The 16,975-nt window shown below is 71.7% G+C and carries 14 protein-coding genes; 7 read left to right on the forward strand and 7 right to left on the reverse strand.

Features of this window, described 5'->3' with window-relative positions; genetic code table 11:
* Positions 1–172 precede the first annotated feature (172 nt).
* Positions 173–442 carry a phosphoribosylformylglycinamidine synthase subunit PurS gene (purS, locus tag ACT3T9_RS11675; protein ID WP_345077123.1) on the forward strand — a complete coding sequence of 90 codons (270 nt, stop codon included), beginning with the start codon at positions 173–175 and terminating at the stop codon, positions 440–442.
* Positions 442–1,167 carry a phosphoribosylformylglycinamidine synthase subunit PurQ gene (gene purQ, locus ACT3T9_RS11680; RefSeq protein WP_444606662.1) on the forward strand — a complete coding sequence of 242 codons (726 nt, stop codon included), beginning with the start codon at positions 442–444 and terminating at the stop codon, positions 1,165–1,167. Before purS ends, purQ begins: the two co-directional genes overlap by 1 nt.
* 166 nt (positions 1,168–1,333) lie before the next feature.
* Here purQ and ACT3T9_RS11685 read toward each other — a convergent pair whose 3' ends face one another.
* Together ACT3T9_RS11685 and ACT3T9_RS11690 are read right to left on the reverse strand one after the other, a co-directional pair.
* Positions 1,334–2,602, reverse strand: coding sequence for a class I SAM-dependent methyltransferase (locus ACT3T9_RS11685; protein ID WP_345077117.1), 1,269 nt, complete (start codon positions 2,600–2,602; stop codon positions 1,334–1,336).
* A 5-nt stretch (positions 2,603–2,607) separates the two neighbouring features.
* Entirely contained in the window at positions 2,608–3,738 is a 1,131-nt protein-coding gene (locus ACT3T9_RS11690) for a pirin family protein (protein WP_442332280.1), read from the reverse strand.
* 99 nt (positions 3,739–3,837) lie between these two features.
* Here ACT3T9_RS11690 and ACT3T9_RS11695 point away from each other — a divergent pair, with 99 nt between their 5' ends.
* A complete protein-coding gene (locus tag ACT3T9_RS11695; RefSeq protein WP_444606663.1) occupies positions 3,838–4,950 on the forward strand; it encodes a serine hydrolase domain-containing protein in 1,113 nt (370 codons plus the stop codon).
* 90 nt (positions 4,951–5,040) lie between these two features.
* Here the strand turns inward: ACT3T9_RS11695 and ACT3T9_RS11700 are convergent, their stop codons facing one another.
* Both ACT3T9_RS11700 and ACT3T9_RS11705 read right to left on the reverse strand, forming a co-directional pair.
* Positions 5,041–5,850 carry a MerR family transcriptional regulator gene (locus ACT3T9_RS11700; RefSeq protein ID WP_442332278.1) on the reverse strand — a complete coding sequence of 270 codons (810 nt, stop codon included), beginning with the start codon at positions 5,848–5,850 and terminating at the stop codon, positions 5,041–5,043.
* Between the two features lie 34 nt (positions 5,851–5,884).
* Complete coding sequence (locus ACT3T9_RS11705) at positions 5,885–6,280, reverse strand: MmcQ/YjbR family DNA-binding protein (RefSeq protein WP_442332277.1); 396 nt, start codon at positions 6,278–6,280, stop codon at positions 5,885–5,887.
* 189 nt (positions 6,281–6,469) lie between these two features.
* Here ACT3T9_RS11705 and ACT3T9_RS11710 point away from each other — a divergent pair, with 189 nt between their 5' ends.
* Entirely contained in the window at positions 6,470–7,462 is a 993-nt protein-coding gene (locus tag ACT3T9_RS11710; protein WP_442332276.1) for a nucleoside hydrolase, read from the forward strand.
* A gap of 179 nt (positions 7,463–7,641) precedes the next feature.
* Here ACT3T9_RS11710 and ACT3T9_RS11715 read toward each other — a convergent pair whose 3' ends face one another.
* Genes ACT3T9_RS11715 through ACT3T9_RS11725 form a run of 3 tightly spaced genes read right to left on the reverse strand, consistent with a single transcriptional unit; the run spans position 7,642 to position 11,404 of the window.
* On the reverse strand, positions 7,642–8,688 hold the full coding sequence (locus ACT3T9_RS11715) for a MaoC family dehydratase (protein WP_444592085.1): 1,047 nt from the start codon (positions 8,686–8,688) through the stop codon (positions 7,642–7,644).
* Positions 8,685–10,025: a 3-oxoacyl-ACP reductase gene (locus ACT3T9_RS11720; protein ID WP_442332274.1), complete on the reverse strand. Its 1,341-nt coding sequence runs from the start codon at positions 10,023–10,025 to the stop codon at positions 8,685–8,687. Before ACT3T9_RS11720 ends, ACT3T9_RS11715 begins: the two co-directional genes overlap by 4 nt.
* Positions 10,026–10,081: 56 nt before the next feature.
* A complete protein-coding gene (locus tag ACT3T9_RS11725) occupies positions 10,082–11,404 on the reverse strand; it encodes an acetyl-CoA C-acetyltransferase (protein ID WP_442332273.1) in 1,323 nt (440 codons plus the stop codon).
* Positions 11,405–11,641: 237 nt separating this feature from the next.
* Here ACT3T9_RS11725 and ACT3T9_RS11730 point away from each other — a divergent pair, with 237 nt between their 5' ends.
* The 3 genes from ACT3T9_RS11730 (at position 11,642) to purL (ending at position 16,953) form a co-directional block, all read left to right on the forward strand.
* Entirely contained in the window at positions 11,642–12,298 is a 657-nt protein-coding gene (locus tag ACT3T9_RS11730) for a TetR/AcrR family transcriptional regulator (protein ID WP_444606664.1), read from the forward strand.
* Positions 12,295–14,484: an acyl-CoA dehydrogenase family protein gene (locus ACT3T9_RS11735; protein ID WP_444606665.1), complete on the forward strand. Its 2,190-nt coding sequence runs from the start codon at positions 12,295–12,297 to the stop codon at positions 14,482–14,484. The genes ACT3T9_RS11730 and ACT3T9_RS11735 overlap by 4 nt, the downstream gene beginning before the upstream one ends.
* Positions 14,485–14,604: 120 nt before the next feature.
* Positions 14,605–16,953, forward strand: coding sequence for a phosphoribosylformylglycinamidine synthase subunit PurL (purL, locus tag ACT3T9_RS11740; protein WP_444606666.1), 2,349 nt, complete (start codon positions 14,605–14,607; stop codon positions 16,951–16,953).
* The last annotated feature ends 22 nt before the right edge of the window (positions 16,954–16,975 follow it).

A 16,975-nucleotide genomic window follows, 5' to 3' on the forward strand; every position in this document is an offset into this window, starting at 1 on the left:
ACCGGGAGGTCGTTCCCACGGTGGGCAGGCCCCCGCCGATCGGCTCCGGCTCGGTACGATGTCCTCGTCGGGCCCGACCCGTCGGCCGACCCCGTGCCGACCGCTCACCCGCACTGCAGATCCACCCGCCCGGCCCGCCCCATCGCGGCCGTCGTCCCCCAGGAGAGTCCCCATGCCACGTGTCGTGGTCCACGTCATGCCGAAGCCGGAGATCCTCGACCCGCAGGGCAAGGCCGTCGCCGCCGCACTGCCGCGACTCGGTTTCGAGGGCATCGCCTCGGTGCGCCAGGGCAAGCGCTTCGAGCTCGAGGTCGAAGGTGAGATCACCGACCAGGTGCTCGCCTCCCTCCGCGAGGCCGCCACCACCCTGCTGTCCAACCCCGTCATCGAGGACGTCGTCTCGATCGACGTCGAGGACGAGGCCGACGGGGCGCAGGCCTGATGCGCATCGGTGTGGTGACCTTCCCGGGCACGCTGGATGACCGGGATGCGCTGCGCGCCGTGCGGATCGGAGGGGCCGAGCCGGTCGCTCTCTGGCACGGCGAGGACTCTCTCCAGGACGTCGAAGCGATCGTGCTCCCCGGCGGCTTCTCGTACGGCGACTACCTGCGCGCCGGCGCGATCAGCCGCTTCGCCCCGGTGATGGAGAAGGTCGCCGACGCCGCCAAGGGCGGGATGCCGGTGCTCGGCATCTGCAACGGCTTCCAGATCCTCTGCGAGACGCATCTGCTGCCCGGCGCGATGATCAAGAATGCGCACCGTGCGTTCCTCTGCCGCGACCAACCGCTGACGGTCGAGAACACGAGCACGGCCTGGACCTCCGGCTACGAGAAGGGCCAGGTCAACCGCATTCCGCTGAAGAACCAGGATGGCCAGTACGTCGCCGATGAGCGCACCCTCGCCGAGCTCGAGGACGAGGGCCGGATCGTGTTCCGCTACGCCGCTGGCGCCACCCACGGCCCGGCCGGTTTCGAGGCGAACCCCAACGGCTCCCGCCATGACATCGCCGGAATCACCAACGCCGCAGGCAACGTCGTGGGCCTGATGCCGCACCCTGAGCACGCGGTCGAGACCGGCTTCGGCCCGGACCAGCCCGGCGAGGGCACCCGCTCCGGCACCGACGGCCTGGCGATGTTCACCTCGGTGCTGCGCAGCATGGTGAGCTGACCAGCCCCGCCAGCGGTCCCAGCCCCGTGAGCGGGGCAAAGTGGGGGAAATAGCGCAGGCTATCGCCCTACTTTGCCCCGCTGACGGGGATTTTTAGTTGCGCCCAGGTGACGGGGCTTTTCACGTCGCTCCGCTGGAGTGGCGTCTCAGGGCGGGAGCGGACGGGTCAGCGGGTGGCGCTGAGCACGGTGAAGCGGCGGTCGCGGGCGCGCTGCTGCACGGCACCGACCCGGCGCTCCACCTCGGTGCGGTAGCGCAGGTAGGAGTTGTGCACGAACCACAGCTGACCGCCGGGGCGCAGCACGCGCGCGGCGGTGTCGAGCAGCCCCTGCACAAGGGTCGCGTCGACAGAGGTGCCGTCGTGGAAGGGCGGGTTCAGCAGCACCAGGTCCAGGCTCGCATCGGCGACTCGTGAGAGCGCGTCGTCCCAGCTCACCTCGACGCCGTCCCGTTCGAGGCCGCTTGCGGCGAGGGTCGCGCGGGCGGAGCTGACGGCGTCTGCGTCCGCGTCGCTGCCCAGCACGTTCGCCTCGGGCAGGGCCGCCGCGAGGTAGGCGGTCATGAGACCGTTGCCGCAGCCGAGGTCCGCGGCGGTGGTGAGCGGGGCGTCGGGTGCGGTGAGCTTCCCTGCGGCCAGGGCTCGGTCGAGGGTGTCCAGCAGCAGACGGCTGCCGGCGTCGGCCGAAGCTCCGCCGAAGACTGTGCCGATGCCGCGCAGCGCGATCGTGCGCTGCTGTCCGCGCACCGTGACCCGCGCGGAGCTCTCGGCCGCAGCCGGGGCCGCGGCGGACTCCCGCAGACCGGTCGCGATGAGGGCGCGTGACTTGCCGATGCCGCGGCTCGCACGAACCTCGGAGAAGACCGTCGCGAGCGCGTCGTTCTGAGCCCGGGTCATGTGCTTCACGCGGCCGCCCGCGATGATCTCCAGACCGTCCTGACCGCCGGACCGGACCGCCGCGGCGAGTCGCCGGGCGCGGTCCTCGAGGGCGTGGACGGCCTTGGGCAGCCGCATGAGCACCCGCAGGTGCCCCTCGACCTCCGCGGCCGCCTGCTCGAGCGGGATCGTCTCGGGGCCTGCAGGGACCCGCAGGCGACCGGCCTCGATCTGCGTGGCGAAGCGCTCTCGCAACGTCGCGGCGAGCGGGAGGGAGGAGGTCCAGCTGAGCACCACGGCATCCGGGTGCTCGGCGACGGAGGCGAGGGCGAACGCGGTGAGCTCGCCGGTCGCGTCGTCGACCACGACCAGGTCGCACGGGCAGCCGGCACCGAGCTCCTCGGCCGCGGCGATGATCACGCGGTCGGTCTGGTCCGGGCCCTGAGGCGCAGGCGCAACCGGAGGTGCGTCGACGGCTTCGTCAGCGAAGAGATCCCCCTCGAAGGGATCTGAGGCGAAGGGATCTGCGTCGGAGGGGTCTGCTGCGGGGTTCTGGGGCACGGGGTTCAGTCCTTCGGAATGCCGACGCGGCCGCGCGAGCGCAGCCGGCCGTTGGGGAGTGCGGGAGCGGGCAATGCCGCGGGGGTGTGCGGGGCGAAGGGGCCGAACTGCTCGGCATCGGCCGACAGGCCGCCCCACGAGCGGGCCTCCGGGTGGATCGGGGCCTCGGCGAGCGTACCCTCCGCACCGATCTCCGCCTGATAGCGGGCCCTGAACTCCACGATCTCCTCATGGCTGCGGCCCACGAAGTTCCACCACATGAGGATGTCCTCGCCGAGCGGTTCGCCGCCGAGCAGCATCGCGCGAAGGTCCTCCCCCTCCTCGGCCCGGATCTCGAGCACGGTGGCACCGTCGGGCAGCACCAGCAGCTCGCGTTCGGCGGCGCGGGCGCTCCGGTCCACGGTGTGCGGCACCTCGGCGGTGGGTGCCCCGTCGACGGCGGGTCGTGCGGCGCTGCCAGCTTCGGCGTCCGTGGTGGGTCCGACGGCGGTGAGCTGCGCGGCGCCGCGGTCCACGAGCAGGCCGTACTCGTGGCCGGGGTCCAGCGCGATGCGCAGGGTGCTGCCGGCGCGCAGATCGAGCTGGACCATGCTCAGCGGAGTGTCGGTCTCGGTCGCGCTGCGGTCCTCGAGCACGGTGCCGTCCTCGAGCTCGCCGCGGAAGCTCCCCAGGCCCACTCGGGCGCGGGCATCGTCGTTCCCGATCACAGGTGGGGTGGAGACCTCGAAGCGCTGCGCGCCGAAGCGGGTGCGGTCCGGGAGCGCGTACCAGAGCTGGACGCCGTGCAGGATCGTCGTGTCCAGGGCGGAGAACTCCGAGTGGGTGATGCCGGAGCCGGCGACCATCATGTCCACGTCCCCGGGGCGCACGAGGGCGTGGCTGCCGATCGAGTCGCGGTGGGTGATCGCGCCGTCGAACAGCCAGGACACGGTCGCGAGGCCGGTGTGCGGGTGGCGGGCGACCTGCATGCCCCCACCGGCGGAGACGTCGTCGGGCCCGAAGTGGTCCACGAAGCACCAGGCCCCGATGAGCGACGTCGCCCGGGCGGGCAGGGTACGGTGCACGGTCATCCCGCGGGGGCCGCCGAGCGGCACCTCGCGCGGTTCCAGCAGCACGAAATCCTCGAAGGCGCTCATGGAGTGAGTCTAGAGAAGCGTCGCGGTTCCGGGGCGGGCGGGGCCGGGACCGGGACCTCCACCCTTGCCCCGCCACAGCCGCCCTCCTAGCCTGAGCGCATGTCATCGCAGACCGTGCCGCCCCCGCTCGTGCTCCGCGCCGTGGAGGACGGCATCGTGCCCGGCGCCGTGGTCGCGGTGGGCCACGACCCCGATCCGGTCGCGATCGGCACCATGGCGGTGGGTGGTCCGGCGATGCCGACCGATGCGATCATGCGCATCCAGTCGATGACGAAGCTGGTCACGGCGGTGGCGGCGCTGCGCCTGGTGGACCAGGGCTCTCTCACGCTCGACGGGCCGGTGGCCCCCTGGCTGCCCGAGCTGGCCGCCCCGCAGGTGCTCACCACCCCCGACGGCCCGCTCAGCGGCACGGTGCCCGCCGCACGTCCGATCACCGTGCGCCACCTGCTGACGAACACCTCCGGGTACGGCATGATCCTCGCCGACTCCCCGCTGCAGCACGCGATGGCGGAGAACGGGACGGAGGCCGGGCTGCTGCCCTCGCCCCTCGGAGCCGACGCATGGCTCGCAGCACTGGCAGAGCTGCCGCTGGTCGGGCAGCCTGGCGAGATCTGGCGCTACCACCACTCCTTCTCGCTGCTCGGGATCCTGCTGGCCCGCCTCGCCGGCACCAGCGCCGGTGAGCACCTCGCCAGCTCCCTGTTCGAGCCGCTGGGGATGGTCGACACCGGTTACTCCGTACCCGTGTCGAAGCGCGAGAGGCTGCCCGCGCTGTGCTCCTGGTCCAGCGGCGAGCTGGTCGAGCTCGAGGAGCCCGGGGGCGGCCCCCACGTCGGCCCTCCATCCGAAGATGTGAGCCACGGCGAGCTGCTCTCGACAGCACCGGACTATCTGCGGTTCCTGCGTGCGCTCCGTGATGGCGAGCTGCTCTCCCCTGAGCTCCTCGCGATGCTGCGCAGCGACCAGGTGCCTCCTGCCGCGAAGCACTCCGACTCCTTCTTCCCCGGCTTCTGGGACCGCACCGGATGGGGGTTCGGGGTGGGTGTGACCACGGGCGACCCCCATCGAGGGCGCTGGGGCTGGTCCGGCGGGGCGGGAACGGACTTCTTCGTCGATCCCGACGGGAGGCTGGGCCTGCTCCTCACCCAGGTGGAGATGGGGCCGTGGATCGAGCCCCTGCTGGGGGCCTATGGGGCGGTGGAGACGCGCTGACCGCACCCTGATGTTCGTCGTCGAGTGAGGCGCCGAGGGAGGCGCCGAACTCTCGGCGCCTCCCTCGACAGGCTCGACACGGTCGGTGCGTCACTCCCAGGTGGCGGTCTCCGGGTCCACGCCCCGGGAACGGGCGTTCTCCTCGATCACGTGTCGCACCCACGCCGCGAGCCCGGCGGCCCGCTCGTCGTAGTGCGCGGCGAAGCGCGGGTCCTCGGTGTACATCCGGGCCAGCACGACCTGCATGGAGCGGGAGCAGTCGTAGTGCCGGTCGATCGAGTCGCGGTGGCGTTCGGCCAGCGCATTCGCTTCCTCGCTGCCCGCTGCCACACCCCGTCGCATAGCGTCGGCGAGCGCGGCTTCGGTCGCGTCGGTCTCGTCCTTGATCTCCTGCCACTGCGCGGCGTCCCAGCCGCGGGTGCGGGCGGCGGACTGCGCCCAGGCGTCGGACTCGCCCCAGCGCTCGCGGGCCTCGTCCTGGTAGGCGGGGTCCCAGTCGGTGCCGAAGATGCGGGCCTGCTCCTCGGGGCTGAGGGTGGTGGTGCTGTCGTCCATGTCGGTCCTCTCGATCATCTCGTCGACGGCGCGCGCCGTCTGCTCGAGCCGCTGGATCCGCTCCGCGAGGAGGGCCCGTTGGCGCTGGAGGTGCTCGCGCGGATCGACGGAGGGGTCATCGAGGATCTCTCCGATCTGCGCGAGCGCCAGACCGAGCTCGCGGTAGACGAGCACCCGGTGGATCCGGGCCACATCAGCGGGGTCGTACAGGCGATACCCCGACCAGCTGCGTCCGCGGGGGCGCACCAGGCCGATGCTGTCCCAATGGTGCAGGGTGCGCACGCTGACCCCGACGAGGCCGGCCACGCGGCCGACGGTGAGGTCCTCCTGCTGTGTCTCGGTCATGGGAACCACCTTCGGGCCTGACGTCGCGTGAGGGTCAAGTGCGGGCATCGAGCTGTGCGACGAGGCGCGCTCCTGCCACGGTGCGATAGGACTCCTCGATCAGCTCGGCGAGCTCGACGCGGTCGGTGCGCTCATCGAGGTCGATCCCCGACCACCCGGAGGGGCCGAGATAGGCGGGGACGAAGGCCCGTGGATCCTCCCTCAGTGCTGCGGTCTCCCCCGGTGGCAGATGCACCACGATGCTCTGGGGATGCTGCACCCACTGCCCGTCGACCTTGAGCGCACCGCCGTAGTAGCAGTGGACCTTCACGGTATGGAAGGCAGGACGACCGTGGCTGATCTTCTCGCGCGCCCCGGGCAGGGCCAAGGCGATCTCCCGCACCATCTCGAGCAGCGGGTCGTCGTCGTCGAACATCTGCAGATGCGCCATGCCGACATCTTCCCGCAGGTCCCCCACCCGAGGCCAGGGGGCGACGCCCTCGATGGTCGGCGCGTGCGGCGGCCCGCTCGTCCGGCGGTCCGACCCTCCAACGGTCCGCATCGCTCCGTCGATCCGACCTCCCGTCTTCCCTCGTTGCGCCGCGCGCGCAGTGCCGCGTCACCGCCGTAGGCTGGAGCAATGAGCGTTCCCCTGCTGGTCGACTGCGACCCCGGCATCGACGATGCGATCGCCCTGGCCTACCTCGCGAGCCGTCCCGACGTCGAGGCGGTGGGCCTGGTCTCCACCGGCGGCAACGTCGACGTCCACGCGGTCCATCGCAACAACCTGGCCCTCGCCGAGCTGCTCGGGACCACCGCCCCCATCGCGCGGGGTGCGGAGCGGCCGCTGGTGCAGGAGCCGATGTACGCCGACGACACCCATGGCCCCGGCGGGCTCGGTCATGCAGTCCTCCCTCCCACGACTCGTAGGGAGGATCCGCGCAGCGGCGCGCAGCTGTGGGTCGATGTCGCGCGCGCATATCCCGGGGAGCTGGTCGGCCTGGTGCTCGGACCGCACACCAACCTCGCCCTCGCACTGGAGATCGAGCCGGAGCTGCCACGGCTCCTCAAGCGCCTGCACATCATGGGCGGGGCGATCAATCATCGCGGCAACACCGGACCCACGAGCGAGTGGAACATCGCCGTGGATCCGGAGGCCGCCCAGCGCGTCCTCGCCGCGTTCTCCGCCGCGCCGCACCGTCCGGTGCTGGGGTCGCTCGAGGCGACGGAAAGCGTCCGCTTCACGCAGCGCGAGCTGGATCGCTTCGGCGAGCTCGCCGAGCGCACCGGCCATCCAGTGGCGCAGATCCTGGTCGACGCGCTGCGCTTCTACTTCGAGTTCCACGAGGCCGACGGACTCGGCTGGTCCGCGCATGTGCACGACCCGCTGGTCACCGCGCATGCGGTCACCGGCGGCTTCGCCTCCACCCGCGCGCTCGCCGTGGACGTGGAGCTCACAGGCACCCTGACCCGCGGTCAGACGGTGGGCGATGTGCTGGGTCGCTGGGGCCGGGAGCCGAACGTCGACGTGCTCACCGAGGTGCGGCCCGCGGAGTTCATCGACCACCTGCTGGAGACGCTGCAGACCGGACTGGACCGGACCGTCCGACCAGACCATCCCGTCGGCGGCTGACCACGACGGGGCATCTCACCCCATCCTCGCCGGGGGCGACTCACCCACGTCGAGAACGACCTTCGGAACAACATCTCGCGAGGAAGGTGTGCCAAAGGTCGTTCTCGATGCTGTGGGGTGGGATCTCGGTGCCGTCAGGTGGCTCCGGGTCCTCTCTCGCGACTCAGCAGCTCAGGGGCTCACCGGCCCAGCGTGGTCACCTGGACCTCGAAGCAGCGCCGGGGGCCCTTGTCCCCGCGCCCGGCGCGCCAGCCCACGCAGCGGGTGGTTCCCGCGTCGCGGTCGTCCTCGAAGGCGACGAGCACTGTGCCGGGCAGGGTGACAGGGGCGTCGAAGCTGACGTCCCAGCGCAGGGGACGGGAGAGGTCCACGCGCGCCTCGGTGAAGGCGCGGGAGGCGGTGTACATCCCGTGCGCGATCGCTCTCGGGAATCCGAAGGCCTTCGCACTGAGGGCCGACATATGGATCGGATTCACGTCGCCCGAGACCGCCGCATAGCGCCGACCGGCATCGGCCGACAAGGACCAGCGGCCGGTCGGCGTCGGCGCCTCGAAGGCACGACGCGCGGCGCGACCGCCGTCGGTCGAGGACGTGTCGCGCGCCGCCTGGACGGTGGACGGCGACTGCTCGGCAGACGCCGTCAGCGCAGGGGACGCCGCGCCGCCCTTGGTCAGGTAGGTCGACACATCGGTGGCGATGATCTCCCCGTCCTCGCCGAGGATCGTGGAGACCGCCTCGAAGGTGCGCCCCTTGCGGTGCGGGCGCAGGTCCCGCACCCGGCATTCGACATCCACCAGCTCCCCCACCCGCACCGGGCGGTGCTGGAGGACCTGGTTGCGCAGGTGGACCAGGCCCAGCAGGGGGAAGGGGAAGTCCCGCCGTGCCATCAGGGCGAGGGAGACCGGGAAGGCGAGCACGTGCAGCACGCCCGGGTGGACCAGGTCCGTGGCGGGCCCACCCATCAGGTGGTCGAAGTCGCGGGCCCGCTCGGCATCGATCCGCACGGAGCGCACCCGGTAGGCGGTGCTCGGGAGCACCGGTTCACCACGGGTGCGGCCACCACGGGTGCGGCCACCGCGAGGGTCGAGCGCGGCGGCATAGACGGCGGGGAAGGAGGGGATGTCGGTGAGGTCCTTCATCCGCTCGGGCATCGACTCGGAACCGCCCTGCTGAGAGGGATCCTGCTGCGAGGAGCCGGGGTGCGAGGGGCCCTGCACGGCGCTCACTTCCCGACCATGTTCTGGCCGCACACCCGCAGCGTCTCGCCGCGGATCCCGCCCGCCTCGGCGGAGGAGAGGAAGGCGATCGTCTCGGCGACGTCGACGGGCAGCCCGCCCTGCTGGAGCGAGTTGACCCGGCGAGCGACCTCGCGGGTGAGGGCCGGCATCTTGGCGGTCATCTCGGTCTCGATGAAGCCGGGGGCGACCGCGTTGGCGGTGCCGCCCAGCGGCTCGAGCCTCCCGGCGAGCGCGTCGACGAAGGCGATCACGCCGGCCTTCGAAGCGGCGTAGTTGGTCTGGCCGCGGTTGCCGGCGATGCCGCTGGTGGAGGCCAGGGACACCACCCGGGGCTGCTCGCCGAGCACGTCACCCGCGTCGATCAGCGCCTCGGTGAGGGTGATCTGGCTGGTGATGTTGACCGCCAGCACGGGGTCCCAGCGGTCGGCGGTCATGTTGGCCAGCAGCTTGTCGCGGGTGATCCCGGCGTTGAGGACGATCACATCGAGACTCAGCCCCCGCTCACGGAGGAAGCCGACCAGCCGCTCCCCTGCGCCCTGGGAGGTGACGTCGAGCTGGATCGGCACCGCCCGCAGCTCATTGGCGAGCCGTGCCAGCTCGGTGCCCGCGCCCGGGACGTCGAGCACCACGAGCTTCGCACCGTCGGCCGCGAGGGTGCGGGCGATCGCCGCGCCGATGCCGCGGGCGGCGCCGGTGACCAGGGCGGTGCGCCCGGCCAGCGGCAGCGTGTCGTTCTCGGTGCGGCTGCCGGCGTCGGTGGAGACGGTGAGCAGCTGACCGGTGACGAAGGCGCTGCGAGCGGAGAGGAAGAAGCGCAGCGCCCCGATCACGCCGGGGGCGTCCAGCTCCACGCCGTCCTCGACGAGGACGCCGTTGGCGGTCGCCCCGCCGCGCATCTCGTGGGCGAGGGAGCGCAGGAACCCCTCGACCCCTCCGCGGGCGGCGTCGCGAGCCGGATCCTCGCCGCGGGCAGGACGGGACAGGGTGACCACACGGGCACCGGGGGCGAGGCTGCGCAGGGCGCTGCCCAGCGGGAGCACCAGCGGGCCGAGGTCAGCGGGCGTGGTGATCTCGTCGGCCACCACGATCACGGAGCCGATCTTCGCCAGCTCCTCGAAGCGGCGGCGCACGTCGGCGCCCCACTGCAGGAGCTGCCGTGCGATCTCGTCGGCACCGGCGGAGTCGCCCAGCACCACGACCGGGCCGAGCACGGGCTCCGGCCGGTCCGCGCGGCGCGGAAGCTTCGAGGGGCGTGGCAAGCCCAGCTGCTTGGCGAGGGCACCACCGGGGGCGGAACGGGTGATACGGGTGTAGGCGTCGGTCATGGGAACCTCCGGTTCAGAGCTGCGGGCGCGGGGCGGTGGAGCGGGTCGTATCGGGCTCAGTCGGTGACGGACTCGAGCAGCACCACGGTGCCCTGACCGGCGGCGGCGCACACCGAGATCAGTCCGCGCTGGACGCGACCGGTCTCCTTGGCCCGCTCGTGCAGGAGCTTGGCGAGGGTCGCGACGAGGCGCCCGCCGGTGGCCGCGAAGGGATGGCCTGCCGCGAGCGAGGAGCCCGCGACGTTGAGCTTGGCGCGGTCGATGCTTCCCAGCGCCGCGCCTCGGCCCAGCCGTTCGCGGCAGAACTCCTCGGACTCCCAGGCCTTCAGGGTGCTCAGCACGGTCGAGGCGAAGGCCTCGTGGATCTCGTAGAAGTCCAGCTCCTGGAGGGAGAGACCGTTCGCGTCGAGCAGCTCGGGCACGGCGTAGGCGGGGGCCATCAGCAGGCCCTCGGCGCCGTGCACGTAATCGACGGCGGCGCTGCGGGCGTCGACCACCCGCGCGAGCGGCGTGAGGCCGCGCTCGGCGGCCCACTCGGCGCTGCCCATCAGCACCGAGGAGGCGCCGTCGGAGAGCGGGGTCGAGTTGCCGGCGGTCATGCTCGGCTCGGCGACCTGCGGGGACTTCACACCGAAGACGGGCTTGAGGGAGCCGAGCTTCTCGAGCGTGGAGTCGGCGCGCAGGTTCTGGTCGCGCGAGAGTCCGCGATAGCCGGTGACCAGGTCATCGAAGAAGCCGGCATCGAACGCGGCGGCGAGGTTCTGGTGGGAGGCGAGCGCGAGCTCGTCCTGCTCCTGGCGCGTCACCCCCCACTGCGCGGTGGTCAGCGCCTGGTGCTCCCCCATCGACAGGCCGGTCCGGGGCTCACCGTTGCGGGGCGGGACCGGCGCGAGATCGGCCGGGCGGACCGCGCTGAACGCCTTGAGGCGCTGACCGGTGGTCTTCGCGGCGAAGGCACGGTGGAGGATGCGGCGCAGGCGCGGGGTGACCTCGATCGGGGAGTCCGAGGCGGAGTCGACGCCGCAGGCGATGCCCGAGTCGATCTGGCCCAGCTGGATCCGGTTGGACACGTGGATCACGGTCTCGAGGCTGGTGGCGCAGGCCTTGGACATGTCGATCGCCGGGGTGCGCGGGTCCAGGGGCGTGCCCAGCGCACTCTCGCGGGTGAGGTTGAGGTCACCGGCGAGCTTGAGCACCGCGCCGCCGGCGATCTCGCCGAGCTTCTCGCCCTGCAGCCCGAAGCGGGCCACGAGTCCCTCGAGCGTCGCGGTGAGCAGGTCCTGGTTGGAGATGCCGGCATAGGGGCCACCGGAACGGGCGAAGGGGATCCTGTTGCCGCCGAGGATCAGGGCGTCGCGCGGGGAGTCGTGCTGGGTCACTGGGTGCACCTCTTCGTAGTCACTGTGGTCACGGCGATGGTTGTGGTCACTGCGGTCTTCGTGGTCACTGCGGTCTTTGTGATCACTGCGGTTCTGTGATCACTGCAGCGGTTCGTGGAGAGCGCGGGCCGCGGGAGCCCGGGCCGCCGGTGCACTCTCGCGCCCGCCGGAGCCTTCCGAAGGTTCTTCTCCGGAGCACTTTACATAGAACCGGCAGTACTTGATACCCTAGGTCTCGTGAACGCGACGACGCAAGCCCCCGTGGACGGCCGATCGGCACGCTGGGCCCGCCACCGGGAGGAGAGACGCGCCGAGCTGCTCGACGTGGCCCGGCACCTGATCCATGAGCAGGGTCCCGATGTGACGATGGAGGACATCGCCGCGGCCTCCGGCACCTCCAAGTCCATCGTCTACCGCTACTTCGAGGACAAGGCGCAGCTCCAGCGTGCGCTGGGACGCAGCATCCTGTCCACGATGCACGGCAAGCTGCTCGAGGAGATGCGCACCCTCGAAGCTCGCGTCGGCCGCGAACCGGAGGCCGACGAGCGGATCCACGCGATGATCCGCGCGTATGTCGAGACGGCCCAGCGCTCCCCCGGCGTGTATCGCTTCGTCACCCGACCCAGCGACGGGCTGAACCATTTCCTGTCCTCGGTCTCGCGGCTGGTCGCGACCTTCCTGCCCGCCGAGATCCCGGCGCCGCAGGTCTGGGCCCACGGCTCCGTCGGCTTCGTCGAACGCGCCGTCGACATCTGGATGACCGGCCAGGACACCGCCGTCGCCGCCGACGGCTCGCAGGACACGGGCAGCGCTGCCCGACCCTCCACCCCACTCACCTCCGATCAGCTCGTGACCCACCTGGTCACCTGGCTCATGAAGGGACTGCACGCATGACCACCGATTCCCGCACCGCACCCGTCACCTACGACACCACCACAGCCACCCCGATCGCCGACACCTCCGACGCGACCACGACGGCCAATCCCACCGGACCCATCTCGATCCCGCCCGGGGGCAGCCCCCGCCTGGACATCGCGCAGGTCTCCGAGGCCCTGCTCGGCAAGTGGGCCGACGCCCGCCTCGAGGCCCGCGAGCGTGCCGCTCGCCCGGAGCTGCATCGACCGGTGGATGTGACCGTCGCCGAGCACCGCGAGCGCGTCTTCGAGCAGCTCCAGCTGCTCGCCGCGGAGGACATCTCCCGACGGATGCTGCCCGAGCACCTGGGCGGCCCCCACGACAACGGAGGCAACGTCGCCTCCTTCGAGGAGCTGGTCGTCGCCGATCCCTCGCTGCAGATCAAGGCCGGCGTGCAGTGGGGGCTCTACACCTCCGCGATCATCCAGCTGGGCAGTGAGGAGCAGCAGCACGCCTGGGTGCCCGCCGCCATGGATCTGACCACCCCCGGCGCCTTCGCGATGACCGAGATCGGCCACGGCTCCGACGTGCAGTCGCTAGCGACCACCGCCACCTTCGACCCCGCCGGCGGAACCGATGGGGAATGGGTGATCCATACCCCGTTCCGCGCTGCCTGGAAGGACTTCCTGGGCAACGCCGCGATCCACGCGAAGGCGGCGACGGTGTTCGCCCGCCTGATCACGAACGGCGTGGACCACGGCGTGCACTGCTTCTACGTCCCGGTGCGGGACGCGAGAGGCGAGCTGCTGCCGGGCGTCTCGAGCGAGGACGACGGGGAGAAGGGCGGGCTGAACGGCATCGACAACGGCCGTCTGGCCTTCGACCAGGTGCGCATCCCCCGCACCCACCTGCTGAACCGCTACGGCGACGTCGCCCCCGACGGCACCTACACCTCCCCGATCGAGTCTCCCGGCCGCCGGTTCTTCACGATGCTGGGGACCCTGGTCCAGGGCCGGGTCTCCCTGGACGGCTCCGCGATCCGGGCCAGCCAGCTCGCCCTGCACATCGCGATCACCTACGCGACCGAGCGCCGCCAGTTCAGCGCCGCAGACCCCACGCAGGAGACGGTGCTGATGGACTACCAGGCGCACCTGCACCGCCTGCTGCCCAAGCTCGCCGCGACCTACGCCGGCGCCTTCGCGCACGAGCAGCTGCTGCAGGCCTTCGACGACGTGTTCTCCGGCCGGGCCGACGACCCCGAGTCCCGCGAGGACCTCGAGACCCTCGCCGCGGCCCTCAAGCCCACCTCGACCCGGCTCGCGCTGGACACCGTCCAGGAGTGCCGCGAGGCCTGCGGCGGTGCCGGCTTCATGGCGGAGAACCAGCTGGTGGGGCTGCACCAGGACCTGGACGTCTATGCGACCTTCGAGGGCGACAACACCGTCCTGCTGCAGCTGGTCGCCAAGCGCCTGCTGTCCGACTACACCTCCGAGCTGCGCAGCGTGGACCGTGCCGGGATCGGTCGCTTCATCGCGCAGCGTGCCGAGGTGCTCGCCAAGCGCCATACCCCCTGGGCACGCCTCGGCCAGAGCGTCGCCGATCGCGGCAACGCGCGGCGCGCCTTCGACTCCATGCGCCAGGCGGAGTTCCAGGAGGAGATGCTCGCCGATCGTGCCCGGATCAAGGTCGAGGAGGTCGCCCTCGCACTGCGCGGAGCGGCGAAGATGAGCCCGGCCGACGCCGCCTCCGAGGTGAACAAGCACCAGGTGGAGATGCTGGACGCCGCTCGCGCCCACGCCGACCTGGTCCGCTGGCGTGCCTTCACCGCGGGGATCGAGGCACTCACGGATGAGGGCTCCCGGGCGGTGCTCACCGATGTGCGGGACCTGTTCGGGCTCACCGCGATCAACGATGACCTGGCCTGGTTCCTGCTCAGTGGAATGATCTCCACCCAGCGCGGCCGCCAGATCGAGGGCGACCTGCGCCGACTGCTGTGGCGGCTGCGCCCGCATGTGCTCGACCTGGTCGCCGCCTTCGATGTGCGCCCCGGTCATGTGCGGGCACCGATCGCGCTGGGCGGGGAGCAGGAGCGCCAGGACGAGGCCGCCGCCTACTTCCGTGCGCAGCGTGCCAGCACCTCCTCGCCGGTCAGCGAGAAGGCGCTGCGGGACCAGGCGAAGAAGGCGAAGCGAGCGGGCCGCCCGGGCAGCGGCGCCGCCCGCTGACCGTTGCCGGGCGGCCCGGGTCTCAGCACCTGCCCCGGTCCGCCCTGTCGGGCGCCGCGATCGTAGACTGGGGTCGCCGGGCACGGCCCCTCACGGCCCGCCCGCACCCCAGCCCTCGTGATGAACGGACCCGAAACCGCGATGACCGCCGACCTCGCCCCCTCCACCCCGCACGGCACGCCCGCGGACGTCGACACGGTCGAGCATGCCGCCTCCACCCCTGACCAGGCCCAGCCGTTCGCGGATCTCGGGCTCAAGGAGGACGAGTACGCGAGCATCCGCGAGATTCTCGGCCGCCGCCCCACCAACGCCGAGCTCGCCATGTACTCGGTGATGTGGTCCGAGCACTGCTCGTACAAGTCCTCCAAGAGGCACCTGAGCACCTTCGGCAAGCACACCACCGAGAAGATGCGCGAGAAGCTGCTGGTGGGCATGGGCGAGAACGCCGGCGTGGTCGACATCGGTGACGGCTGGGCGGTGACCTTCAAGGTCGAGTCCCACAACCACCCCTCCTACGTCGAGCCCTACCAGGGCGCGGCCACCGGCGTCGGCGGAATCGTGCGCGACATCATCTCGATGGGTGCCCGCCCGGTCGCGGTCATGGATCAGCTGCGCTTCGGCGCGATCGACCACCCCGACACCGCCCGCGTGGTCCACGGCGTCGTCTCCGGAGTGGGCGGCTACGGCAACTCCCTCGGCCTGCCGAACATCGGCGGCGAGACCGTGTTCGATGCCGCCTACCAGACCAACCCCCTGGTCAACGCGCTCGCACTCGGCGTGATGCGCCACGAGGACATCCACCTCGCCTCCGCGACCGGCCCCGGCAACAAGGTGGTGCTCTTCGGTGCCCGCACCGGAGGGGACGGCATCGGCGGCGCCTCCATCCTCGCCTCGGAGACCTTCGAGGAGGACGGCCCCCTCAAGCGCCCCAGCGTCCAGGTGGGCGACCCCTTCATGGAGAAGGTGCTCATCGAGTGCTGCCTCGAGCTGTTCGCCGCCGGCACCGTCGAGGGCATCCAGGATCTTGGCGCCGCGGGCATCTCCTGCGCCACCAGCGAGCTGGCCGCCAACGGCGCCTCGGGCATGCACATCCACCTCGAGGAGGTGCTGCTGCGCGACCCCACCCTGAACGCCGGCGAGATCCTGATGAGCGAGTCCCAGGAACGCATGATGGCCGTGGTGAGCCCCGAGAAGCTCGAGGAGTTCCAGGCGATCGCCGCGAAGTGGGATGTCGAAGCCGCGGTGATCGGCGAGGTCACCGGTGACGGCCGGCTCACCATCGACCACCACGGACATCGCATCGTCGACGTGGACCCGGCGACGGTCGCGATCGACAGCCCCGTCTACGATCGCCCCTACGCCCGGCCCGACTGGCAGGACGCCCTGCAGGCCGACACCGCGGAGGTCCTCCCCCGCCCCGGCACCGCCGAGGAGCTCGCGGCGACCGTGCGCACCCTGATCGCCTCCCCGAACCTCGCCTCCAGGAACTGGGTCACCGACCAGTTCGACCGCTACGTGGGTGGGAACACCGCGCTCTCGATGCCCGACGACGCCGGCGTGCTCCGGATCGACGAGGCCACCGGCCGCGGCATCGCGCTCGCGACCGACGCCAACGGCCGATACACCAAGCTCGATCCCCGTACCGGGGCCCAGCTCGCGCTGTCCGAGGCCTACCGCAACGTGGCGACCTCCGGCGCGGTGCCGCTCGCGATCACGGACTGCCTGAACTTCGGCTCCCCCGAGGACCCGGGCCCGATGTGGCAGCTGGTCGAGGCGATCGGCGGGCTCGCCGAGGCGTGCGAGACGCTCGAGGTGCCGGTCACCGGCGGCAACGTCTCCCTGTACAACTCCACCGGCGAGCCGGGCCTCATCGATTCCGCGATCCACCCCACCCCGGTGGTCGGCGTGCTCGGCGTGTTCGAGGACGTCGCGCGCCGCGTCCCCTCCGGCTGGCAGGCAGAGGGCCTGTCGGTGCTGTTGCTGGGCACCACGCGTGAGGAGCTCTCGGGCTCGGCCTGGGCGGATGTCATCCACCAGCACCTGGGCGGCATGCCGCCGCAGGTCGATCTCGAGGCCGAGCGCTCGCTGGCCCGGGTGCTGATCACCTCCGCCGAGGAGGGGCTCGCCACTGCGGCGCATGATCTCTCCGAGGGCGGCCTGGCCCAGGCCCTGGTGGAGTCGGTGACCCGCTTCGGGACCGGTGCCCAGGTGGACATCGCCGGTCTGCTGGAGCGCGACGGTGTGGATCTCACCGGCGCCCTGTTCTCCGAGTCGCAGGGCCGCGCGCTGGTCGCGGTGCCCGCCGAGCTGGAGGAGCGGTTCACGGCGCTGGCCGCCGAGCACGAAGTCCCGCTGCTGCGCCTCGGCAGCACCGGTGGCAGCGCCCTGGCAATCGAGGGCGTGGGCTCCTTCACCGTCGGCGAGCTGCGGGAGCTGCGAGACGGCACCCTGCCGCGCTACTTCGGCTGACACCGCAGGACCACAGGAGGGT

It is taken from the genome of Brachybacterium sp. AOP29-B2-41 (assembly GCF_052378395.1).
Taxonomy (GTDB): Bacteria; Actinomycetota; Actinomycetes; order Actinomycetales; family Dermabacteraceae; genus Brachybacterium.